Below are 22,089 nucleotides of genomic sequence, written 5' to 3'. Positions count from 1 at the left end.
GCCTCAGAAGCGCCAGATGACGTCGACGAAGGCGCGGTGCATGTACGAGTCCGCTTCCTTGCCGTAGGCGTCGCCCGGCTTGAATACACCGGCACGCAGGCGCACCAGGGCTGACGGCTCGTCGATTGCCTGGCTCATCGAAGCCGGCAGCAGGCCTTGCTTGAAGTACTTGGTCACGACCACGTCCATTTCCTGGCCAAGGTCCTTCTCGCCGTCGACCAGCTGACGGTTCACGCCGTTGTCGTTGACCACGGCGTTGATGCCGCTGGAGCCGATGTTCTGGTTGCCATCGACCCGCCAGAATTTGTGGTAGATCAGGCTGGCGTCATAGTCGTCACGCAGCTGCCACGAAGCGAACAGGGTGGCGGCCTGCAGGTTGCCCAGCTCGCCGCGGAACGCTTCGCCGAAGCGGTGCACACGCGAGCGGGTGCCGGTGAAGTTGGAGCGGTTGCTCTCCAGGCCGGTCTGCTCGAAGTTGTTCGAACCGTCATCGCCGCCGCCGCCGCTACCGCGGGCGTAGGCAGCGCCGACCTGCCATTGCGGGTCCAGGCGCAGGCGGATACCGAGGTCGGTTGCCCAGGCGTTGACGTCACCGCTCTGCTTACCGGTGGCGACCTGGTCGTCACCCACCTGCTGGGTGCTCAGCTTGTCGCGGTCACCGGTCAGCCAGGTGACGCTGCCCCAGTAATTCACGGTGTGGTCGTTGCGCCAGTTGTAGGCGTCGCTGTTGGCCTCCAGACCCAGCCAGGTAAGGTCGCCAGTGCGGGACTTGTCCAGCGCGTCGACCGTTTCGCCGGGGTTCTTCAGGCTGCCACTGTCATGCGTGTGGTGAGCGCGCAGGCCAACCCAGTGGCCAGGGGTCCACTGCGTGGCGACGTTGCCGTAGATGTGGGTGCGGTCCTTGTCTTCCGGCGCCAGTTCGGTGAGATCGGTGCGGTATTCGCTGAAACGCTGGGCGACGCCCAGATCGGCCTTGAGCAGCGTGGTGTCGAAGGTCCAGTTCAGCGCTTCGATGTTGGTATCGCGCCACATGCCATCATCGCTGCGCAGGCGCTGGCGACCGAAGCGCAGTTGCTCGCCTGGGTAGGCGGTAAGGCCGCTGTAGCCGACCCAGAACTCGCGCATGGCCAGGTAGCTTTTGTCTGGTTGACGGCTGTCGTCGCCGGTGTCGGTGCTGGTGCCGTCGTCATTCTGGCGCAAGGTGTCGGTTTCGATGGTGTCGGTCGCAGCGACCGCCTGGCCCATGGCGTAGGCACTCCAGTTACCGCGCTCGCCATACACCCACGGGCGCAGGTCCAGGCCCAGGCCGTTGACGTCGCCGCCAGAGCGGGTGCCGAGGTCACGGTCGTCTTCCGACTGGCCGGTGATTTTCACGTCCAGGCCGAAGTTCTTTTCAGCGGTCATTTCCGCCAGGGTCGGGCAGGACCACAGCAGGGCGAAGCTCAGGCCGATGCCGGCTTTCACGAAGGGATTGAGCGTCATAGCGAGTCCTCACCGTCTACTTCTTTTTCGTCGTCTTGCAGGGCTTCAAGGGCCAGGGTGCTATTCGCGCCCTGCGCCATGCTGCCGCGTGCACGCTTTTCCTGGTCCAGCAGTTGCTGGGCCTGGTTGCGCTGATCAGGTGTCAGTTGCTGGTCGAGCTGCTGCAGCAGTTCGGCTGATTGCGGCGTCGGGTTGGCCTGCGACAGCTGGGCGAACACCCAGGCGTTGCCCGGTTGCGGGCGGATGCCGTGGCCCTCGCTGAACAGCTGAGCCAAGGCATAGTCGGCGCTGTTCTGCCCGCCACGGGCGGCGGCCAGCAGGTGGTCGACGGCCTTCTGCGGCTCGACATTGCCCAGGTAGCCGCGGCGGTAAAGCTGGCCCAGGTAGTAATGGGCGCTGATCTCACCGGCTTCGGCAGCGGCTTGCAGGTGCTGCTCGGCTTTTTGAGCGTCGGCTGGCAGGGTTTTGCCTTCGTAGTACAGGCGGCCCAGCAGCAGTTCGGCGCGTGGCTGTTCAGCTTCGCGGCCTTTGTCGATGTAGGCCATCAACTGGTCGGTGTCGCCCAGTTCGGGGAAGTCGTATACCAGCTGTGCCAGGCTGACCCAGGACGCCGGGTTGGCCGGGGCTACTTGCTCGAGCAGGTCCTTGGCGGTTTTTTCGTCGGTCTGGCCAAGGCTACGGTCGGCCAGCACACGGGCCACGCTGTCAACCCGGGTGGCCGGTACGGCGCCACGGGCGTAGGCGGCCTTCAGCTGGCCGAGCAGGGCGGCTTGCTGGTCGGCCTGGCCGCGTTTCTGGTACACGGTGGCCAGTTCGACGTAGCAGATGTCGGTGCTGTTGAGCGCCGCCTTGCAGATCTTTTCCACTTCGCCTAGGTGCTGGTCATAGGTGCCCTGGGTGCGGTACAGCAGCACCTGGGCCAGGCCCGCTTCCGGGTTGCCGGCGGCGCGCCACTGGTCGATCTGCTGCTGCGCGTTGACCTTGGGGAAGCTCTGCGGGTAGCTGAGGTAGAGCATCGCCAGTGGGATCAAGGTGTTGCTTTCGCCTTGACTGGCCGCTTGCTTGAGCAGGGTCTCTGCTTCTTCGCGCTCGGCCTGGGTGCTGTCCGGCTTGGCCACCAGCAGGCGGCCAAGGCGCGCCTGGGCGCGTGGCGACGTAGCGGCTGCAGCGCGATAGGTGGCTTCGGCTTCCTTGATTTGCGAGGGGTCGCGGGTGGCCACCTTGATGTCCGCAAGGCCGACTTGCGCTTCGCTGTAGCCCAGGTCGGCCAGCGCCTTGTAGTTGCGCTCGGCCAATGCCGTGTCACCGCGCTTCATGGCCTCGTTGGCCAGGCGCTGGTCGGGCAGGCCGGCACAGCCGGCCAGGGTGATGGCGGCGGCCAGTGCACACAATCCCAGGTTCACGCGGACCCTGTGGGAGCGGGTGTTGGTATCAGAGATCATTGTCCGTCCCTCACAGGCCACGGGCCACGGCTTTGTCGATCAGCCAGTTCAGCGATGGGCCACGGTCGCTGTTGACCGAGGCCGGGCGGCCGGCCAGTTCTGCCGGCAGGCCGCTGTCTGGCTTGATCTGCACGCGGATGTCGGAGGACAGGTCTTCGCTGTTGAGGCTGGTGCTGCTGACGATCTGACCGGTGCGCACTTCGTCTTCGCCGGCCACCTGGAAGTTGACCCGGGTACCCGGCTTGACCTCGTCGAATTGGCGGTAGCTGAAGCGCGCTTCGACCATCGGGGTGGTGGTGCGTGGGATCAGCTGGAAGATCGGCTGGCCCTTGGCGGCGTACTGGCCGTCGTCCACCAACTGGCGCGCGACCACGCAATCGCAGGGGCTGGTGAGGGTGCCGGACAGCTGCTTGCCGAACAGCTCCTCGATCTTCGCCGGCTCCAGCTGTGCGTCTTCAAGGTTGCCCTTGAGCATGTCCAGCATGCTGGTGGTGAAGCTGGCCAATGGCGCGCCCTTGGCGATCTGCCCACCGCTTTCGACCAGGCTGCTTACGGTACCGTCGCGCGGCATGGTGACGTTGGTGGTCGGCACTGCGACCACACCGGCTTCGGCGTGGCTGACGAAATACATGCCATACAACGATTTGGCGACGAAGCCGAAGGCCGCAACGCCGACCACGAACACGCCCAGTGTGACGGTGACTGCCTTGAAGCGGCCGAAGGCGCTCAGGCCCGACCCTCCGTCCTTCTGCTTGCGCGCCTTGGTGAAGTTGTCGCGTTGCAGGGTGCTGAGTACGTCGCCGATGCTGATCAGCTCACCCGACAGGTGGCTGGTGATGATGTGCCGCAACGTGGCGATGTCGCGAGGTTCAAGGTTCTGGAACTGCGCACCGATACGGCCATTGTCCGGGTTGTACGAGCGCACCTGGAACTCGATGTCCATCGACAGGCCCAGGTTGTCGACCACGAACTGCAGGCGTCCGCGCAGCACATCGCCCACCGACTGCGGTTGCTTGGTGTAGAAGCTCAGGCCGCCGGCAGAAAGGTCTTCGACCTTGACTTCGTGGACCTGGCGCTGGGCGTCCAGGAACCGCAGTTTGGCGGGAATGCGTACCCGGGCGTGTTGGCGCTGGGCTTCGGACTCATGCACGACATTGACGTTCACGGCGGTATTCATGGTGGTTTGTTCCTGTTAGATCCGATCCGGGTTTGGCTCACACGACCATGAACAGCACAGCAACGAAGATGCTGGCAGCCGAGAAGGTCATGGTCCGCGAGGACCAGGTGTTGAACCATTGTTGAAAGCTGGCGAGGTCACGCTTGAGGGCAGTGGGCTGACGCGTCCACGACTGCTTGTCGAGGCGGAAGAACACGTAGATCTTCATCAGCGCGCCGATGATCTGGTTGTAATAGAGAATCAGCGGGTAGGCCGGGCCTACGTTGTGGCCGGAGCACAGCAGCATGATGGTGAGGATCAGGCGGGTGATGCCGATCCACAGCAGGTACACCAGCAAGAAGGCCATGCCGAACTTGAGGCTGGCGATCACCGCCACGGTCAGGCCCAGCAGGCTGGTCCACATCGACACGCGCTGGTCGAACAACACGATGCTGGTGAACAGCCCCAGGCGACGCAGGCCAAGGCCCAGTGCCCGTGAGTTCTGCCGCAGGTTGTTGCCGTACCAGCGGTACATCAGCTTGCGGCTGGCCTTGAGGAAGCTTTTTTCCGGCGGATGCTCGACCGTGTTGATGGCGGCGTCCGGCACGTAAAAGGTGTCGTAGCCCAGGCGCATCAGGCTGAACCAGCTGGACTTGTCGTCCCCGGTAAGGAACTTGAAGCGGCCCAGGCGCCAGTGCATCAGCGAGTCGCTTTCGACGTCGGCGATGAACTCGGGGTTGGTCACCACGCTGGCGCGGAACATCGACATGCGCCCGGTCATGGTCAGTACGCGCTTGGACAGGGCCATCGAGCACATGTTGATGTGGCGCTGGGCGAAGCGCAGCTTGTGCCACTCGCTCATGATGTAGCCGCCACGCACTTCGCAGAATTCATTGGTGGTCAGGCCGCCCACATTGGGGAACAGCTTGAACCACGGTACGGTCTTGCGCACCACGCCGTCGGCCAGCACGGTGTCACCGTCGATCACCGCCACCACGGCGTTCTCGTCCGGCAGCATGCGCGAGATGGCGCGGAAGCCGTAGGCCAGGCCATCGCGCTTGCCGGTACCGGCGATACGCACGATGTCCAGCTTCACGTGGGCCGGCGGGTTGTACTTGGCCCACAGGCTCTTCACCAGCAGTTCATCGGACATTTCCACCAGCGAGCAGACCACGGTGGTGGGGAAGCCGCAGTTGATCGCCTCGCGGATCACCGAGCTGTACACCTGGGCGGTGGTCAGCGCTTCGATACGGAAGCTGGTGACCATCAGGTAGACATGCGACGGGTCGGTGGCATTACCCATTTTCTGCACCTTGCGGCGCAGGTACGGGTACACGCCGTAGAGGAAGATCATGCCGCGGATGAAATGGGTGGCGCCCATGGAGTAGCGCCAGATGCCGACTGCGCCGACCAGGAAGATGAAGTGCTTCGACTGCGAGTCGAAGATATCAGCTGGCAGGGCCAGGGCGATCAGCATGAGCAGGCTCATGTAGAGCAGCCACCCGGCGCACTGCAACAGCACTGTCTGGAGCCTTTGCATGTTCAGCATCCGTCGAGAATTCGGGAAAGGGTGGGCAGCGAGGAGGCGGCTCTTGTCGAGTGCCTCATCGCTGCCCGGCCGGGCACTTACCAGCAGATGCCTTCGGTACGGGCGGTGGTGCTGGTCGGTTTGTTCATGAAGCCGACCAGGTCGATCACCTGCTTGCCGGCTGGCGCTTGCAGGGCCAGCGCACGGAACTGCTCGTCACGGTTGCCGAGGACGATGATGTCGGCGTTGTCGATCACCTGCTGCAGGTTGGCGTTGAGCAGCGACGACACGTGCGGGATCTTCGACTCGATGTAGTCCTTGTTGGCGCCGTGAACACGGGCGTACTGGACGTTCTCGTCGTAGATGTCCAGCTGGTAGCCCTTGCCGATCAGGCGCTCGGCCAGTTCCACCAGCGGGCTTTCGCGCAGGTCGTCGGTGCCGGCCTTGAAACTCAGGCCCAGCAGGGCGACCTTGCGTTTGTCGTGGGCTTCGATCAGCTCGAAGGCGTTCTGCACCTGCGATTCGTTGCTGCGCATCAGCGAGTCGAGCAGCGGTGCACGGACATCGAGGCTGGCGGCGCGGTAGGTGAGGGCGCGTACGTCCTTGGGCAGGCAAGAGCCGCCGAAGGCGAAGCCAGGGCGCATGTAGTACTGGGACAGGTTGAGGACCTTGTCCTGGCAGACCACGTCCATCACTTCGCGGCCATCGACGCCCACGGCCTTGGCGATGTTGCCGATTTCGTTGGCGAAGGTGACCTTGGTGGCGTGCCATACGTTGCAGGTGTACTTGATCATCTCAGCCACTTCGATCGGCTTGCGGATGACCGGGGCGTCGAGTTCTTCGTACAGGGCCTGGAGGATGTCACCGCTGGCGCTGTCCAGTTCGCCGATGACCGTCATCGGTGGCTGGTCGTAGTCCTTGATGGCGGTGCTTTCACGCAGGAATTCCGGGTTGACCGCCACACCGAAGTCGACGCCGGCCTTCTTGCCCGAGCAGTCTTCGAGGATCGGGATGACCACGTTCTTGACCGTGCCAGGCAGTACGGTGCTGCGCACCACGATGGTGTGACGGCGGGTGGTGTCACGCAGCACGTAGCCGATTTCGCGGCACACGGATTCGATGTACTCCAGGCCCAGGTCGCCGTTTTTCTTGCTGGGGGTGCCCACGCAGATCATCGATACATCGCTGGCACGGATGGCTTCGGCGAAGTCGGTAGTACCGCGCAGGCGGCCATTGGCGATGCCCTGTTGCAGCAGTGCTTCCAGGCCAGGTTCGACGATGGGCGACTTGCCCTGGTTGATCAGGTCGATCTTGGTGCTGGACACGTCCACACCGATCACTTCATGGCCACGCGCCGTCAGGCAGCCTGCACAGACTGCACCCACATAACCCAAACCAAAGATGCTGATACGCATCGCTATCACCTCATGTGTTTATCACGCCGACGCCTCCGCAGAGAGCCGGGCTGGGTTGATTAACAACAGTTTTCGGGCGCACGGATCCATGGCGAATGCACACTTCGCCGAGCGCAGGCAAAATAAATCCGGAACGCAAAAAGTTATGCGCTCAAAGTTGGCATTCAATAGCCATTCATTAAAAAACGTGCCCTGAAATGCAGCCGTCTTTATTGCAATGCGCTACTTGGCGCGTTGCTGTGCTTGTTTTTTCAAGTGAATAAATCCTTTGAAATCAACCACTAGGACGATTTGTAAGGGACGCGTCTCTCCTGCATGGACAAGGTCTTCGGAGGGTTCCGTGATACCTGTCGAATTTCTTATGGCGGGCAGTGGATGCCCACCGTTGTCATCTGTAAGTCATCTCTCACAGCCCGTAGGCAGGAAAATCGTTACGGCACTATGAGCGATTGGCTTTGGGAGAAGTTCCTGAGCCGGTTTCGCTCGAATGAAAGATTTCTAAATATTTATTCAGTTGCGGACAGTTTCAATTTGATAGCACGCGGGTGTTTCGCCCCGGTGTATCAAGGGCGTAACTGTTGCGAGATATTTTTATGCCAGCATCTGAAATTTTTTTTCAGAATTCGTCAAAAAAGGTATGAACGGTCTTATGTCGTTTGGCGATAAAGGTGGGTGTGCTGGATTTCTGGCGTCGGATTAATGGCGTTATGGCGGTTTGCAGCGTGCCCTGTTGCAGGGCAGAGAGGGGGTATGGGCTGCTGGCCTCTTCGCGGGTGAACCCGCTCTTACAGGTAGCGCATTACCTGTAAGAGCGGGTTTGGCTGTGAAGGGGGCGTTCCAGGTTCACTCCGAGGGGTGATCGCGCAGGAACACCAAATGGTCCGGCCTGGACTGCTCGGCACTGTAGTAGTACCCCTGAGCATCAAACTGCTTGAGCTGTTCCGGGGTGCTGATGCGCTGCTGGATGACGAAGCGGCTCATCATGCCGCGGGCTTTCTTGGCGTAGAAGCTGATGATCTTGTACTGGCCGTTTTTCTGGTCCTTGAAGTCGACGTTGATCACCCGGGCCTTCAGTGCACTGCGTTTCACTGCACTGAAATACTCGTTGCTGGCCAGGTTCAACAGCACGTCATCGCCTTGGTCGACCAGGGCCTGGTTCAGCCATTCGCTGATGCGCGTGCCCCAGAAGGCGTACAGGTCCTTGCCGCGGGCGTTGGCCAGCTTGGTGCCCATCTCCAGGCGGTAGGGCTGCATCAGGTCGAGCGGGCGCAGCAGGCCATACAGGCCCGAGAGCATGCGCAGATGGTCCTGAGCGTAGCTGAAGTCGCCCTCACTCAGGGTCTCGGCATCGAGGCCGGTGTACACATCACCCTTGAACGCCAGCAGCGCCTGCTTGGCATTGGCCGGGGTGAAGTCTGGGGTCCAGCTGCCAAAGCGCGCAGCATTCAGGCCGGCGAGCTTGTCGGACAGGTGCATCAGCTCGCTGATCTGCGCCGGCGACAGTTCGCGAAGCTGCTGGATCAGTGCCTGGGAGTCATCCAGGTACTGGGGCAGGGTGAAACGCTCGGTCACTGGCGGGGTGTCGTAGTCGAGGGTCTTGGCGGGGGAAATCACCGTCAGCATCGGGTCGGCTCCTGGCATCGTTGGCCGAGGATTCTACGGGGTGGGCGGTGCAAGTCCAAACTATGGCGACGATAGTCACAGACCATGGTCGGTGCAGGCGCTATAGTTCGCGTTTTGCCGTTGCGGAGCCTTCCACTGTGCGCATTGCTTCTGCCTTGCTGGCCGGCCTGCTGAGCCTGGCCGTGCAAGCCGCCCCTTCACACCAGGTCAGCCTCGACCGCAGCCTGTGGCCCGAACAGCTGGACAGCCCGGCGCTGTTCGATGTGGCCTCTCGGGCAGAGATCCTTTCGTTCGCCCAAGTGCTGCACGAAAGCGAGTTGCTGGATGACGCAAGCCTGGCGGCCCGGCTGGGGCTGCGGCAGATCAACCTGCAGAAGGTGCGCCAGGTTCGGGCGCGCATGTGGCAGCGGTTGTGGGAGGGGTATCAACAGGCGCAGCGCAGTTGTGAGCAGGATGCATCATTCTGTTACCCGGTTACGTCCATGGCGGAGTTGCGTACACAAGCGGCGACGTTCGCTGCTGATGTCGGTGCGTTCTATACCCGCTGGATCGAGCCGAGCCATCAGTTCCATGTCCGCTACTTGGACGAGCAACTGCGCAAGGCGGCGTTGCTGCCGCAGACCAGCAGCGAAATTGAGCGGTTGTCTTCGCGTGAGCGCAAGGGTGACGAACTGAACGACCGCATGTTCCTGCTGACCTTTGTCGGCGGGCCCGGGCCCGAGGGGGGCAGTACGGATCTACTCACCGATTACCTGCGCCGGCAAAAGCTCGAAGGCACGTTCTTCACGCTCGGTAACCGCTTGCAGCAACGCCGTGATGGCGCGGCGGCAAACGCCTTGCGCCAGCTCTATGACGGGCAGTGCGTGGGTATCCAGGGGTGGGAGTACCGCTCCCATGCGCAGTGGACCGACTGGCAGGATTCGCTGCGGCGCAGCCAGGCGCGGGTGCAGGCTGATCTGCCCGAGCAGTATGTGCCGCTGTTCCGCCCACCTTATGGCCAGCGCCGGGCTGACGGCGAGGCGTTCATGGCCCGCCAGCAGTTGCGGGTATCGTTGTGGGACATTGATGCCCAGGATGACGGTGCATTGAGCGCAGAGGCATCCGCACAGCGCGTATTGACCCTGATGTTGTTGTGGCGCAAGGGCGTGATCCAGTTTCATGACAGCCTTCCCAAGGCGCAGCCGGCGGTGGATTGGCTGCTGCGCAATACCGCGCAAAGCGGCATCGGCTGGGAGGATTGCCGGGAATATGGATACCGCGAATAGAGGGTATGACTTTTGAGCGTAGTCCCCTCTGACGCTGGCGCCAAGGCCTCTTCGTCAATCGGAAAAATAAACTTCAAAAATACGTAAAAGTGCTTTTTTCGGTCATGGTTTTTGCGGTATGAAGAAACCAGACAGCCGATTCCTGCAGCACAGGTGGCGTCATCCAGGCCCACCTAGCCAGGTTCGCTTCCCGCCCGTAACAACGCGGATACGGGGACAGCGGCAGTCACTCTGCGGCGTAACAGACCACGCCGTGTGGCTTCGACATAAGGTGACCGAGTATGGATGACCAAGGACGCAACCCTTCCTCCAGCAAGCCAATCCTGTATGTGCTCGATACCAACGTCCTGATTCACGACCCTAACGCGTTACTGAACTTCGAGGAGCACCATGTCGCCATCCCGATGACGGTGCTGGAGGAACTCGACAAGCTCAAGACCGGCAAACAGAGTATCGCCGCCGAATGCCGCCAGGCCATCCGCCTGATAGACCAGACCCTCGGTGACGCTTCGCCCAGCGATGTCGAGCAGGGCGTACCGATCCAGCGCAACAAGAGCGGCCCCAAGGGGTTCCTGTCCATCCTGATGACCCCGCGCAACGAGCCGAACAAGCTGCTGCCGGAAAACCTCAACGACAACATCATCATCAACCAGTTGCTCGAAGTCCGGGCCCGGCGCACCGACCTGGACGTCGTGCTGGTCACCAAAGACATCAACATGCGCCTGAAGGCGCGCGCTTGCGGTATAGCGGCTGAGGACTACAGCACCGACCAACTGGTCGATGACGTGTCCTTGCTGTCCAAGGGCTACCATTCGGTCACCGGCTCGTTCTGGGACCGCGTGAGCAAGGTCGATACCCGCCAGGAGCGCGGCCGCACCTGGCATCGGGTGCAGATGATCGACAACCTGCCAGCCGTGCACGTCAACGAGTTCATCATCGATGAGCAGGGCTTCGTCGGGTGGATCAAGGGCATTCGTGACGACGAACTGCTGCTGCTCGACCTGCACCAGGAACCGTTGCTGCACCAGGAAGCCTGGGGCCTGAAACCACGCGACATTCACCAGAGCCTGGCGCTGTTCGCCCTGCTGGACCCGGATATCCACCTGGTGAACCTGACCGGCGCCGCCGGCTCCGGTAAAACCATCCTGGCGCTGGCTGCGGCCATCGAGCAAACCATGGTCAGCAAGCGCTACCGGCGCATCATCGCCACCCGCAGCGTGCAGGGGCTGGACCAGGAGATTGGCTTCCTGCCGGGTACCGAAGCAGAGAAGATGGAGCCGTGGCTGGGCGCCATCACCGACAACCTCGAAGCCTTGCACATGGATGACGAAAGCACCCATGGCAGCGTCGAATACATCCTTGAGCGCGTGCCGCTGCAGTTCAAGTCGCTGAACTACATCCGTGGCCGTAGCTTCCAGCAGAGCCTGATCCTGATTGACGAGTGCCAGAACCTGACGCCGCACCAGATGAAAACCATCATCACCCGTGCCGGCTCCGGCTCCAAGGTGGTCTGCCTGGGTAACCTGGCGCAGATCGACACCCCCTACCTGTCCGCGACCAGCTCGGGCCTGACCTACCTGACCGAGCGCTTCAAGGACTTCCCCCATGGCGTGCACATCACCCTGCAGGGCGTGCCTCGCTCGGTGCTGGCCGAGTACGCCGAGTCTCATTTGTAAACCCTGTAGCCGGGCAGATTACTGCCCGGCCTCTTCGTGGACACGCCCGTTCACAGGATCTCCACTTGATTCGAGGCCATGGAGCTCCTGTGGGAGCGGGCGTGCCCGCGAAGAGGCCAAACCTGCCGACACATACCTCTGCTCAAACCTGACCCACAGGTTTACACTGCGAAATCCCTTCACAGGAGCAGAGCAGTGCTGACACATCTTGATTCCCAGGGGCGGGCCAACATGGTCGACGTCACTGAAAAGGCCGTGACCGAGCGCGAGGCTACCGCCGAGGCGCGGGTGCGCATGTTGCCGCAGACCTTGCAGATGATCGTCGACGGTGAACACCCCAAGGGTGACGTGTTCGCCGTGGCGCGCATTGCCGGGATACAGGCGGCGAAAAAAACCAGCGACCTGATCCCGCTGTGCCACCCGCTGATGCTCACCAGCGTCAAGGTCGAGCTCAGCGCCGAGGGGCAGGATGCCGTGCGCATCGTCGCCCGCTGCAAGCTGGCCGGGCAGACCGGTGTGGAGATGGAGGCGCTGACCGCCGCCAGCGTGGCCGCGCTGACGATCTATGACATGTGCAAGGCTGTGGATAAAGGTATGGTCATCGAGCAGGTGCGCCTGCTGGAAAAACTCGGCGGCAAGAGTGGCCACTACAAGGTGGAGGCGTGATGAAGGTCAATGTGATGTATTTCGCCCGTTACCGCGAACTGTTGGGCGTGGATGCCGAGCGGGTGGAGGGTGCGTTCAAGGTGCTCGATGATGTGCGCCAGGCCTTGGTTGCCAAGGGCGGGCAGTATGAAGTGCTGGCCGAGCAGAACCTGATGTGCGCGCGCAACGAAGAGCTGTGCAAGCTCGATGAACCGCTGGAAGAGGGCGATGAAGTGGCGTTCTTCCCGCCGGTGACCGGAGGCTGAACATGGCTGTGCGAGTGCAGGAAGGCGCGTTCGACCCGGGGGCTGAGACCAATGCCATGCATGCAGCCAATGTGGGCGTGGGCGCGGTGGTCGGTTTTGTCGGCTATGTGCGGGATTTCAACGATGGCCGCGAAGTGGCGGGGATGTTCCTCGAACACTATCCGGGCATGACCGAAAAGGCCCTGGCCAAGATCGTGGTCGAGGCCGAGCAGCGTTGGCCGCTATTGAAGGTGGAGGTGCTGCACCGCATCGGTGCGCTGGAGCCGGGCGAACCGATTGTGTTCGTGGGGGTGGCCAGTGCCCATCGGCAGGCGGCGTTCGATGCCTGCAACTTCATCATGGACTACCTGAAGACCCGGGCGCCGTTCTGGAAAAAGGAGAATACCCAGGAAGGGCCAAGGTGGGTGGAGGGGAAGCAGAGTGACCAGGATGCGGCGGGGCGCTGGTAATCAAGGCGCCAGCGGTCGCCTGTAGGAGCGGGTTTACCCGCGAAAGGGCCGGCCCTGCTGGCCAATCTCCACCCGCCGTTCACCGTTGCCGCCACTACCGTATTCGCGGGTAAACCCGCTCCTACAGGGGGACCTTGTGTCGCGAAAGGGCCGCGTAGCGGCCCCCGACAACTCCGCATCAAAGCCGAAATCCCGGGGCCGCTGCGCGGCCCAATCGCGACACAAGGCCGCTCCCACAGGGTGGACCGCGCCAGCTTTTAGAAATTGAGCAAGACAGTTGCTCCCAGCGCGCAGGGAGCCCGCTGAAGGTCAGTGGTGCTTGCGCGGCACCGGCTTGAGCAGTTCATCCGGCGGCATCTCGCACTTGATCTTGCGCCCCAGCAGCGCTTCGATCGCCGGCAACTGATACGAGTCATCTTCACCGGCAAAGCTGATCGACACACCACTGGTGCCGGCACGGCCGGTACGGCCAATGCGGTGCACGTAGTCGTCAGGGTCTTCCGGCAGGGTGAAGTTGATCACGTGGCTGATGCCATCGATATGGATCCCGCGCCCGGCCACGTCGGTGGCCACCAGCACGGTGATGCGCCCTTCGCGGAAGCTCTCCAGGGTTCGGATGCGCTTGTGCTGCGGCACGTCGCCCGACAGCTGGGCCGCATTGATACCGTCGCGTACCAGCTTTTCCTCGATGCGCCGCACTTCGTCCTTGCGGTTGGCGAACACCATCACCCGTTCCCACTTGTTTTGGGTCACCAGGTTATACAGCAGTTTGTACTTGTCGCTGCCGGCCACCGCATACACATGCTGCTCCACCGTTTCGCTGGCCACGTTCTCCGGCTCGATCTCGACGATGGCCGGGTTGGTGGTCCACTGCTTGGCCAGGTTCATCACATCGTCGGTGAAGGTGGCGGAGAACAGCAGGGTCTGGCGCTCGCTTTTCGGCGGTGTCTGACGAATGATTTGGCGGACCTGGGGGATGAAGCCCATGTCGAGCATGCGGTCGGCTTCGTCAAGCACCATCACCTCGACCATGTCCAGGTGCACTTCGCCACGCTGGTTGAAGTCCAGCAGGCGGCCCGGGGTGGCCACCAGAATATCGCAGTGGCGCGCTTCCAGGGCTTTGAGCTGCTTGTCGAAGTCCATGCCACCGACGAAGCTCATCACGTTCAGGCCGGTGTACTTGGTCAGGGCAGCGGCGTCCTTGGCGATCTGCACCACCAGCTCGCGGGTGGGGGCGATGATCAGCGCGCGCGGCTCGCCCATGTAGCGCTCTTTAGGCGGTGGCGTCTGCTGTAACTGGGAAATGATCGAGATCAGGAAGGCGGCCGTCTTGCCGGTGCCCGTCTGGGCCCGGCCGATGGCGTCCTGGCCACGCAGGGTGTAACCCAGGACCTGCGCCTGGATCGGCGTGCAGTACGGGAAGCCCAGGTCGTGGATGGCGTGCATCAGCTCGTTGGACAGCTTGAAGTCGTGGAAGCGGGTTTTGCCTTCCTGTGGCTCGACCACGAAGTCTTCGGGCTTCCACAGGCTGGCCTGCGGCTTGGGCTTGCGTTCGCGGCGCGGTTTGTCCTTGGCCGGTTGTTCGGCAGGTGGCGTAGCGGCGGCAGGTTGCTCAGCCTTGGGGGCGGGGTTGGCCTGTGGTGCAGCCGGTTTGGTCGCGGGCTGGGCTTCCGGCGTCACGCTGGCAGCAGGAGCGGCGGCTTGTGGTGTGGCCTCTCCCTTGCCGAATATTTTTCTGAGTGCTTTGAGCACGGTCGTCTCATCAACTGATTAAGGAATGTACGCCGGGCAGTGTAATGCAAGATCCGGGCGCGGCGTAGCGGAATACGCCCACAACTACAAGCGAGGCTGCCTATTGCAGCTGCTTGCTCAGCCAGTCGTGGATATCGTTCAGTTCTTCGACCACCACTTCGTGTTCCATCGGGTATTCGTACCAGCGGGCAGCGACGCCCCAGGTGTTCAGGTACTCGAAGGCGGTACGGCCCATGGACGGTATTACCACCGGGTCATGCACACCATGCAGGCACAGGGCCGGTGTGCGCTGCTGGCAGGCACTCAACTGGTGCTGGTCATTGAAGGTGGGGGCATAGGTGGACAGGGCGATCACCCCGCCCAGTGCTTCCTGCCACTTTATATAGGCAGTGTGCAGCACCACCGCGCCGCCCTGGGAGAAGCCGGCCAGGAAGATCCGCGACAGGTTGATGCCTTTGGCCTGCTCGGCCTTGATCAGCGCAACCACCTGCTCGGCAGATTCTTCCAGCTGCGCTTCGTCGATGGCACGGGCCGGGGTCATGGCCTTGATGTCATACCAGCTGGGCATGGCATAGCCGCCGTTGATGGTCACGGGGCGGGTCGGTGCCTGGGGCATGATGAAGCGTGTGCTGAGCAAGCGCTCCTGCATGAATTCGGCCACAGGTAGGAAGTCGTAACGGTCGGCCCCCAGACCGTGCAACCAGATCACACAGGCGTCAGCGGTTTTCTGTGGTTCGAGAATCAGCGGGTTGGTCATGACTGCTCCGAAAGTGTGCGGGTCTTGTTATGGCGTGCGTGAAAAGAAAGCACCGGAAATGATTGTCGGAAAAAGAATGTCGCAACGATACAACTTTTCCTACTTGACGAGCGCTTAAACGCTACAGCCAGAAAATTTGGTACGCGGTTTGCAACTCAATCTGTGATGCAAAGGGCAGGCCGTGACGGTAACACCCTCTGCACGCGAAGGCTGTCACAGAACAGTCCATTGCGCCAATTGACCCAATAACAAGCCAATACGGGTCGGATACGCCTCAAAAGGGTGCGGTGCAATTCCGGCTCGATACAACAAGAGCGATTTGGAGGTTGTGAATGAAGATGTTGAAAACCACCCTGGCAGTCCTGACCGCTGCCGCCGCGCTGGGCGCCGTGAGCACTGCCCAGGCCGGCGCCACCCTCGATGCGGTAAAGAAGAAGGGCTTCGTCCAGTGTGGCGTGAGCGACGGTCTTCCAGGCTTCTCGGTACCTGATGCGCAGGGCAAGATCGTCGGCATCGATGCCGATGTCTGCCGCGCCGTGGCCGCCGCCGTGTTCGGTGATGCCACCAAGGTCAAGTTCAGCCAGCTCAACGCCAAGGAACGCTTCACTGCCCTGCAGTCGGGCGAGGTCGACGTACTGTCGCGTAACACCACCTGGACCAGCTCGCGCGATGCCGGCATGGGCCTGGTGTTCGCGGGTGTCACCTACTATGACGGCGTCGGCTTCCTGGTCAACAAGAAGCTTGGCGTTTCCAGCGCCAAAGAGCTCGATGGCGCGACCATCTGCATCCAGGCCGGTACCACCACCGAGCTGAACGTGTCGGACTTCTTCCGTGCCAATGGCCTGAAGTACACCCCGATCACCTTCGACACCTCTGACGAGAGCGCCAAATCGCTGGAGTCGGGCCGTTGCGACGTGCTGACTTCGGACAAATCGCAGCTGTTCGCCCAGCGCTCCAAACTGGCCGCGCCGACCGACTACGTGGTGTTGCCGGAAACCATCTCCAAGGAGCCGCTGGGCCCGGTAGTGCGTAAAGGCGACGAGGAGTGGTTCAGCATCGTCAAGTGGACCCTGTTCGCCATGCTCAATGCCGAAGAAGCGGGCATCACTTCCAAGAACGTCGAGGCCGAGGCCAAGGCCACCAAGAATCCGGATGTCGCCCGACTGCTGGGCGCGGATGGCGAGTATGGCAAGGACCTCAAACTGCCCAAAGACTGGGTAGTGCAGATCGTCAAGCAAGTGGGTAACTATGGCGAAGTGTTCGAGAAGAACCTGGGCCAGAGCACTGACTTGAAGATCGACCGTGGCATGAACGCCCTGTGGAACAACGGCGGCATCCAGTACGCGCCTCCAGTGCGCTGATGGCTGCACCCTGCGGCGGCATTCCGCCGCCGCAGGCTGTTCGAATCCCTACTGTCCGGGGCACTTCATGCAAAATCAAATCGGCGCACCCAAGGGCTTGTCCCTTAACGATCCGCGTGTGCGCGCGTGGTTGTTCCAGATCCTCACGATCGTCTTCGTGATCGGCCTGGGCTGGTACCTGTTCCACAACACGCAAACCAACCTGCAACACCGGGGCATCACCTCGGGCTTCGACTTCCTCGATCGCAGTGCCGGCTTCGGCATCGCCCAGCATCTGATCCCCTATGTGGAGTCCGACAGTTATGCGCGGGTGTTCGTCATCGGCCTGCTCAATACCCTGCTGGTCACGTTCATCGGCGTCATCCTGGCGACGATTCTGGGCTTCATCATTGGTATAGCGCGCCTGTCACCGAACTGGATGATCAGCAAACTGGCAACCGTGTATGTGGAAACCTTCCGTAACATTCCGCCGTTGTTGCAGATCCTGTTCTGGTACTTCGCCGTGTTCCTGACCCTGCCGGGACCGCGGGGCAGCATCAATATCGATGACATGTTCTTCATCAGCAACCGTGGCTTGAACATGCCTGGCGCGTCCATGGCTGATGGCTTCTGGCCATTTGTGGTGGCTTTGGCGCTGGCCATTGTCGCTATTGCCCTGATGGTGCGCTACGCCAACAAGCGTTTCAACGAGACGGGCGTGCCGTTCCACAAGTTCTGGGCGGGGCTGCTGCTGTTCATCGCTATTCCGAGCCTGAGCGTGCTCTTGTTCGGCAGCCCGGTAACTTGGGACATGCCGCAGCTCAAGGGCTTCAACTTCGTCGGGGGCTGGGTGCTGATCCCCGAGCTGCTGGCGCTGACCCTGGCGCTGACTATCTATACGGCAGCCTTCATCGCCGAAATCGTGCGTTCCGGCATCCGTTCGGTCAGCCATGGCCAGACCGAAGCCGCGCGCTCGCTGGGCCTGCGCGAGGGCCCGACCCTGCGCAAGGTGATCATCCCTCAGGCGCTGCGGGTGATCATTCCGCCGCTGACCAGCCAATACCTGAACCTGGCGAAGAACTCTTCGCTGGCGGCCGGTATCGGCTACCCGGAGATGGTCTCGCTGTTCGCCGGCACCGTGCTCAATCAGACCGGCCAGGCCATCGAGGTGATCGCCATCACCATGAGTGTCTATCTCGCCATCAGCATCAGCATTTCGCTGCTGATGAACTGGTACAACAAGCGCATTGCGCTGATCGAGCGGTGAGGATACGCCCGTGAATGCCCATGTTTTCAAACCCGATATGCCGCCACCGGTGAAAACCGTCGGCGTGCTCGCATGGATGCGTGCCAATCTGTTCTCCAGCTGGCTCAACACGCTGTTGACCCTGTTCGCCATTTACCTGGTGTGGCTGATCGTGCCGCCGTTACTGCAGTGGGCGTTGATCGATGCCAACTGGGTTGGCACCACGCGCGCCGATTGCACCAAGGAAGGCGCCTGCTGGGTGTTCGTGCAGCAGCGCTTTGGCCAGTTCATGTACGGCTATTACCCAACTGAGCTGCGCTGGCGTGTGGACCTGACCGTGTGGCTTGCCGTGCTCGGCGCCGCGCCGCTGTTCATCAAGCGTTTCCCGCGCAAAGCCTTCTACGGCCTGGGCTTCCTGGTGCTGTACCCGGTACTGGCCTATACCCTGCTGCATGGGGGGTATCTGGGCCTTGAGAGCGTACCGACCAGCCAGTGGGGCGGGCTGATGCTGACCCTGGTGATCGCCACCGTGGGCATTGTCGGCGCCTTGCCTTTGGGCATCCTGCTGGCCCTGGGCCGGCGTTCGAGGATGCCGGCCGTGAAGGTGGTGTGTGTGACCTTCATCGAGTTCTGGCGCGGCGTACCGCTGATCACCGTGCTGTTCATGTCGTCGGTGATGCTGCCGTTGTTCCTGCCGGAAGGCATGAGCTTCGACAAGCTGCTGCGGGCGATGATCGGTGTGATCCTGTTCCAGTCGGCGTACATCGCCGAGGTGGTGCGCGGCGGCCTGCAGGCCATCCCCAAGGGCCAGTACGAAGCCGCCGCGGCCATGGGCCTTGGCTACTGGCGCTCGATGGGGCTGGTGATCTTGCCGCAGGCGCTGAAGCTTGTGATCCCCGGCATCGTCAACACCTTCATTGCCCTGTTCAAGGACACCAGCCTGGTGATCATCATCGGCCTGTTCGACCTGCTCAACAGCGTCAAGCAAGCAGCCGCAGACCCGGCCTGGTTGGGCATGGCCACCGAGGGCTACGTGTTCGCCGCCCTGGTGTTCTGGATTTTCTGTTTCGGTATGTCCCGCTACTCCATGCATCTGGAGCGCAAGCTGGACACTGGCCACAAGCGTTAGGAGTTTCGAAATGAGTGAAGCGATCAAGCAGCCTGCTGGCCCCGAAGGCATCATCCAGATGCAGGGTGTGAACAAGTGGTACGGGCAGTTCCATGTGCTCAAGGACATCAACCTGAACGTGCGCCAGGGCGAACGCATCGTGCTGTGCGGCCCGTCCGGCTCGGGCAAGTCCACCACCATCCGCTGCCTTAACCGCCTGGAAGAGCACCAGCAAGGGCGCATCGTGGTCGATGGCGTGGAGCTGACCAACGACCTCAAGCAGATCGAGGCCATCCGCCGCGAGGTGGGCATGGTGTTCCAGCACTTCAACCTGTTCCCGCACCTGAGCATTCTGGAGAACTGCACCCTGGCGCCGATGTGGGTGCGCAAGATGCCACGGCGCAAGGCCGAGGAAATTGCCATGCACTACCTGGAGCGTGTGCGGATTCCGGAGCAGGCACACAAGTACCCTGGCCAGTTGTCTGGCGGCCAGCAGCAGCGTGTGGCCATTGCCCGCGCGTTGTGCATGAAGCCCAAGATCATGCTGTTCGACGAACCGACCTCGGCACTGGACCCGGAAATGGTCAAGGAAGTGCTCGATACCATGGTGGGCCTGGCCGAGGATGGCATGACCATGCTCTGCGTGACCCACGAAATGGGCTTTGCCCGTACCGTGGCGAACCGGGTTATCTTCATGGACAAGGGCGAGATTGTGGAGCAGGCCGCGCCGGATGACTTCTTCGACCGGCCGCGCAGTGACCGGACCAAGTTGTTCCTCAGCCAGATCCTGCATTGATGCTGTTTGGGCTGCGCGGCAGCCCTTCGCGGCCCTGGGTTTATTTCTCTTCCTGGCTGGCAGCCGGCGCCGGTGGCGGCCGCAGCCCCACCTCGGCGATCAGCTTCAACTGTTGCCCGTTGCGCATCACCTCGATGGTGATCTTCTCGTTGGGTTTGATCCGCGCTACCTGGTTCATCGACTTGCGCCCGTCGCCGGCCGGCTCGCCATTGATGCTCAGGATCACGTCACCCAGGTGCAACCCGGCCTTGGCCGCTGGCCCTTCGCGGAAGATACCCGCCACCACGATGCCTGGACGGTCCTTCATGCCGAACGATTCTGCCAGCTCCTGGCTCAGTGGCTGCACTTCGATACCCAGCCAGCCACGGATCACCTGGCCGTGTTCGACGATCGACTTCATCACCTCCAGTGCCAGTTTTACCGGGATGGCGAAGCCGATGCCCTGCGAGCCACCGGACTTGGAGAAGATCGCGGTATTGATGCCGATCAGGTTGCCATTGGCATCCACCAGCGCACCACCGGAGTTGCCCGGGTTGATCGCCGCGTCGGTCTGGATGAAGTCCTCGTAGTTGTTCAGCCCCAGCTGGTTGCGGCCAGTGGCGCTGATGATGCCCATGGTCACAGTCTGGCCGACGCCGAACGGGTTACCGATGGCCAGCGACACGTCGCCGATGTGAATGGTGTCGGAACGGCCGATGGTGATCGCCGGCAGGTTCTTCAAGTCGATCTTCAGCACCGCCAGGTCGGTTTCCGGGTCGCTGCCGATCACGCGGGCCAGGGTTTCGCGGCCATCCTTCAGGGCTACGACGATCTGGTCGGCGCCGCTGGTAACATGGTTGTTGGTCAGCAGGTAGCCCTCTGGGCTCATGATTACCGCCGAACCCAGGCTTGATTCCCAGCGGCGCTGTTTGGGCAGGTTATCGCCGAAGAAGCGGCGGAACTGCGGGTCTTCGAACAGCGGGTGGGCGCTTTTGTTCACCACCTTGGTGGTGTACAGGTTGGCCACCGCCGGGGCGGCCAGGGTCACGGCGTCGGCGTACGACACCGGGCCTTGCATGATCCGCGTGGTCTGTGGCGCTTGTTGCAGGTTGACGTCCTGGCTGGGCAGCCCGACCCATTGCGGAAAACGCTGGATGATCAGCATGGCGATCAGTATGCCGGTAAGCAGGGGCCAGCCGAAGTAACGCAAAGCCTTGAACATGAACGAATCCTGGAAAGAGCAGGGGCCAGCGGCCTGGCAGTGGGGCATGAGCGCGCGCGATCATACACCGGTTCCCCCAGTGACAGCGACGGCCCATAATGGCCGGCATTATACGGGCGTTCGTCAGGCGTTGCGCCCGAGAAAAGCGCAGTTTTCGAGGAGATTTTCATGGCCGTCGCTCTAAACACCCTGGTCGAGGAAGCCGAGCGTTACCTGGGCAGCGCGAAGATCCAGGATTATTGCCCAAATGGCCTGCAGGTCGAAGGCCGGCCGCAGGTCAGCCGCATTGTCAGTGGTGTTACCGCCAGCCAGGCATTGCTGGATGCCGCAGTCGAGGCCGAGGCCGATCTGGTGCTGGTGCATCATGGTTATTTCTGGAAGGGCGAGAACCCGTGCATCACCGGCATTCGCCAGCGTCGCCTGAAGACCTTGCTGAATAACGATATCAGCCTGTTGGCGTTCCACCTGCCCTTGGACGTGCACCCGGAAGTGGGCAATAACGTGCAGCTGGCGCGGCAACTGGAGATCACTGTCGAAGGGCCACTTGACCCGGAAAACCCCAAGGTGGTCGGGCTGATCGGTTCGCTCGCCGAATCCATGACCGCGCGCGATTTTGCCCGGCGGGTGCAAGAGGTGCTGGGGCGTGAGCCGTTGCTGGTCGAAGGCGATCAAATGATCCGCCGGGTGGGCTGGTGCACCGGCGGCGGGCAGGGCTATATCGACACGGCGATTGCCGCCGGGGTCGACCTGTACCTGACCGGCGAGGCGTCCGAGCAGACCTACCACAGTGCGCGCGAGAATGGCGTCAGCTTCATTGCTGCCGGGCACCATGCCACTGAGCGCTACGGGGTGCAGGCGCTGGGCGATTACCTGGCACGACGGTTTGCCGTGGAGCACCTGTTCATCGATTGCCCGAATCCCATCTGATGGCAGGGCCGGCCT

General features: G+C 62.0%; 19 protein-coding genes. 10 read left to right on the top strand and 9 right to left on the bottom strand.

The genetic code is table 11. The annotated features are described in order from the left end of the window. Positions 1-3: 3 nt before the first annotated feature. From ACF8FG_RS04550 to yaaA, 6 genes are all read right to left on the bottom strand, one after another. Positions 4-1,482 (bottom strand): alginate export family protein, encoded by a 1,479-nt coding sequence (locus tag ACF8FG_RS04550; RefSeq protein WP_014592308.1) that lies wholly within the window; start codon positions 1,480-1,482, stop codon positions 4-6. Further along, the gene (gene algK, locus ACF8FG_RS04545; protein ID WP_318077610.1) at positions 1,479-2,924 is read right to left on the bottom strand and encodes an alginate biosynthesis TPR repeat lipoprotein AlgK; all 1,446 of its coding nucleotides are present in this window, start codon (positions 2,922-2,924) and stop codon (positions 1,479-1,481) included. Before algK ends, ACF8FG_RS04550 begins: the two co-directional genes overlap by 4 nt. 10 nt (positions 2,925-2,934) lie before the next feature. Next, positions 2,935-4,101 (bottom strand): PilZ domain-containing protein, encoded by a 1,167-nt coding sequence (locus ACF8FG_RS04540; RefSeq protein ID WP_019439210.1) that lies wholly within the window; start codon positions 4,099-4,101, stop codon positions 2,935-2,937. Between the two features lie 37 nt (positions 4,102-4,138). Further along, on the bottom strand, positions 4,139-5,620 hold the full coding sequence (locus tag ACF8FG_RS04535; protein WP_003251762.1) for a glycosyltransferase family 2 protein: 1,482 nt from the start codon (positions 5,618-5,620) through the stop codon (positions 4,139-4,141). Positions 5,621-5,706: 86 nt separating this feature from the next. Beyond that, positions 5,707-7,023 (bottom strand): nucleotide sugar dehydrogenase, encoded by a 1,317-nt coding sequence (locus ACF8FG_RS04530; RefSeq protein WP_004577139.1) that lies wholly within the window; start codon positions 7,021-7,023, stop codon positions 5,707-5,709. A gap of 843 nt (positions 7,024-7,866) precedes the next feature. Continuing rightward, a complete protein-coding gene (gene yaaA / locus ACF8FG_RS04525; protein ID WP_318077608.1) occupies positions 7,867-8,646 on the bottom strand; it encodes a peroxide stress protein YaaA in 780 nt (259 codons plus the stop codon). Between the two features lie 137 nt (positions 8,647-8,783). On the opposite strand from yaaA, the gene ACF8FG_RS04520 reads away from it, so the two are divergent. The 5 genes from ACF8FG_RS04520 to moaE all read left to right on the top strand — a co-directional run bounded on the left by ACF8FG_RS04520 (position 8,784) and on the right by moaE (position 12,947). Next, complete coding sequence (locus tag ACF8FG_RS04520) at positions 8,784-9,911, top strand: polysaccharide deacetylase family protein (protein ID WP_318077606.1); 1,128 nt, start codon at positions 8,784-8,786, stop codon at positions 9,909-9,911. 281 nt (positions 9,912-10,192) lie between these two features. Next, entirely contained in the window at positions 10,193-11,587 is a 1,395-nt protein-coding gene (locus tag ACF8FG_RS04515) for a PhoH family protein (RefSeq protein WP_003251772.1), read from the top strand. Between the two features lie 195 nt (positions 11,588-11,782). Next, entirely contained in the window at positions 11,783-12,253 is a 471-nt protein-coding gene (gene moaC, locus ACF8FG_RS04510) for a cyclic pyranopterin monophosphate synthase MoaC (protein WP_003251775.1), read from the top strand. After that, entirely contained in the window at positions 12,253-12,498 is a 246-nt protein-coding gene (gene moaD / locus ACF8FG_RS04505; RefSeq protein ID WP_047604399.1) for a molybdopterin converting factor subunit 1, read from the top strand. Before moaC ends, moaD begins: the two co-directional genes overlap by 1 nt. Before the next feature lie 2 nt (positions 12,499-12,500). Beyond that, the gene (moaE, locus tag ACF8FG_RS04500) at positions 12,501-12,947 is read left to right on the top strand and encodes a molybdopterin synthase catalytic subunit MoaE (RefSeq protein WP_070384329.1); all 447 of its coding nucleotides are present in this window, start codon (positions 12,501-12,503) and stop codon (positions 12,945-12,947) included. Between the two features lie 309 nt (positions 12,948-13,256). On the opposite strand, the gene rhlB is transcribed toward moaE, so the two are convergent. Together rhlB and ACF8FG_RS04490 are read right to left on the bottom strand one after the other, a co-directional pair. Further along, positions 13,257-14,699, bottom strand: coding sequence for an ATP-dependent RNA helicase RhlB (gene rhlB, locus ACF8FG_RS04495; RefSeq protein ID WP_019439214.1), 1,443 nt, complete (start codon positions 14,697-14,699; stop codon positions 13,257-13,259). 100 nt (positions 14,700-14,799) lie between these two features. Further along, positions 14,800-15,456, bottom strand: coding sequence for an alpha/beta hydrolase (locus ACF8FG_RS04490; protein WP_012053666.1), 657 nt, complete (start codon positions 15,454-15,456; stop codon positions 14,800-14,802). Between the two features lie 332 nt (positions 15,457-15,788). Here ACF8FG_RS04490 and ACF8FG_RS04485 point away from each other — a divergent pair, with 332 nt between their 5' ends. The 4 genes from ACF8FG_RS04485 to ACF8FG_RS04470 all read left to right on the top strand — a co-directional run bounded on the left by ACF8FG_RS04485 (position 15,789) and on the right by ACF8FG_RS04470 (position 19,946). Further along, positions 15,789-16,817 carry an amino acid ABC transporter substrate-binding protein gene (locus ACF8FG_RS04485; protein ID WP_003251785.1) on the top strand — a complete coding sequence of 343 codons (1,029 nt, stop codon included), beginning with the start codon at positions 15,789-15,791 and terminating at the stop codon, positions 16,815-16,817. A gap of 67 nt (positions 16,818-16,884) precedes the next feature. Then, positions 16,885-18,063, top strand: a complete 1,179-nt coding sequence (locus ACF8FG_RS04480) for an amino acid ABC transporter permease (protein ID WP_135199065.1) — start codon at positions 16,885-16,887, stop codon at positions 18,061-18,063. A gap of 10 nt (positions 18,064-18,073) precedes the next feature. Beyond that, complete coding sequence (locus tag ACF8FG_RS04475; protein WP_010952426.1) at positions 18,074-19,171, top strand: amino acid ABC transporter permease; 1,098 nt, start codon at positions 18,074-18,076, stop codon at positions 19,169-19,171. Positions 19,172-19,181: 10 nt separating this feature from the next. Then, entirely contained in the window at positions 19,182-19,946 is a 765-nt protein-coding gene (locus ACF8FG_RS04470; protein ID WP_003251792.1) for an amino acid ABC transporter ATP-binding protein, read from the top strand. Positions 19,947-19,986: 40 nt separating this feature from the next. Here ACF8FG_RS04470 and algW read toward each other — a convergent pair whose 3' ends face one another. Continuing rightward, positions 19,987-21,147, bottom strand: coding sequence for a Do family serine endopeptidase AlgW (gene algW / locus ACF8FG_RS04465; protein WP_014592300.1), 1,161 nt, complete (start codon positions 21,145-21,147; stop codon positions 19,987-19,989). 168 nt (positions 21,148-21,315) lie between these two features. Between algW and ACF8FG_RS04460 the strand changes: the two genes are divergently transcribed. Next, positions 21,316-22,074: a Nif3-like dinuclear metal center hexameric protein gene (locus ACF8FG_RS04460; protein WP_014592299.1), complete on the top strand. Its 759-nt coding sequence runs from the start codon at positions 21,316-21,318 to the stop codon at positions 22,072-22,074. Positions 22,075-22,089 lie beyond the last annotated feature (15 nt).

It is taken from the genome of Pseudomonas sp. YQ_6 (genome assembly GCF_043103245.1).
Classification (GTDB): domain Bacteria; phylum Pseudomonadota; class Gammaproteobacteria; order Pseudomonadales; family Pseudomonadaceae; genus Aquipseudomonas; species Aquipseudomonas alloputida.
This window is presented reverse-complemented; position numbering and strand designations above follow the sequence as displayed.

Coding starts and splice junctions, on each gene's coding strand:
- ACF8FG_RS04550 (WP_014592308.1), bottom strand. CDS start 1,482: ATGACGCTCAATCCCTTCGTGAAAGCCGGCATCGGCCTGAGCTTCGCC.
- algK (WP_318077610.1), bottom strand. CDS start 2,924: ATGATCTCTGATACCAACACCCGCTCCCACAGGGTCCGCGTGAACCTG.
- ACF8FG_RS04540 (WP_019439210.1), bottom strand. CDS start 4,101: ATGAATACCGCCGTGAACGTCAATGTCGTGCATGAGTCCGAAGCCCAG.
- ACF8FG_RS04535 (WP_003251762.1), bottom strand. CDS start 5,620: ATGCAAAGGCTCCAGACAGTGCTGTTGCAGTGCGCCGGGTGGCTGCTC.
- ACF8FG_RS04530 (WP_004577139.1), bottom strand. CDS start 7,023: ATGCGTATCAGCATCTTTGGTTTGGGTTATGTGGGTGCAGTCTGTGCA.
- yaaA (WP_318077608.1), bottom strand. CDS start 8,646: ATGCTGACGGTGATTTCCCCCGCCAAGACCCTCGACTACGACACCCCG.
- ACF8FG_RS04515 (WP_003251772.1), top strand. CDS start 10,193: ATGGATGACCAAGGACGCAACCCTTCCTCCAGCAAGCCAATCCTGTAT.
- moaD (WP_047604399.1), top strand. CDS start 12,253: ATGAAGGTCAATGTGATGTATTTCGCCCGTTACCGCGAACTGTTGGGC.
- moaE (WP_070384329.1), top strand. CDS start 12,501: ATGGCTGTGCGAGTGCAGGAAGGCGCGTTCGACCCGGGGGCTGAGACC.
- ACF8FG_RS04490 (WP_012053666.1), bottom strand. CDS start 15,456: ATGACCAACCCGCTGATTCTCGAACCACAGAAAACCGCTGACGCCTGT.
- ACF8FG_RS04485 (WP_003251785.1), top strand. CDS start 15,789: ATGAAGATGTTGAAAACCACCCTGGCAGTCCTGACCGCTGCCGCCGCG.
- ACF8FG_RS04480 (WP_135199065.1), top strand. CDS start 16,885: ATGCAAAATCAAATCGGCGCACCCAAGGGCTTGTCCCTTAACGATCCG.
- ACF8FG_RS04470 (WP_003251792.1), top strand. CDS start 19,182: ATGAGTGAAGCGATCAAGCAGCCTGCTGGCCCCGAAGGCATCATCCAG.
- algW (WP_014592300.1), bottom strand. CDS start 21,147: ATGTTCAAGGCTTTGCGTTACTTCGGCTGGCCCCTGCTTACCGGCATA.
- ACF8FG_RS04460 (WP_014592299.1), top strand. CDS start 21,316: ATGGCCGTCGCTCTAAACACCCTGGTCGAGGAAGCCGAGCGTTACCTG.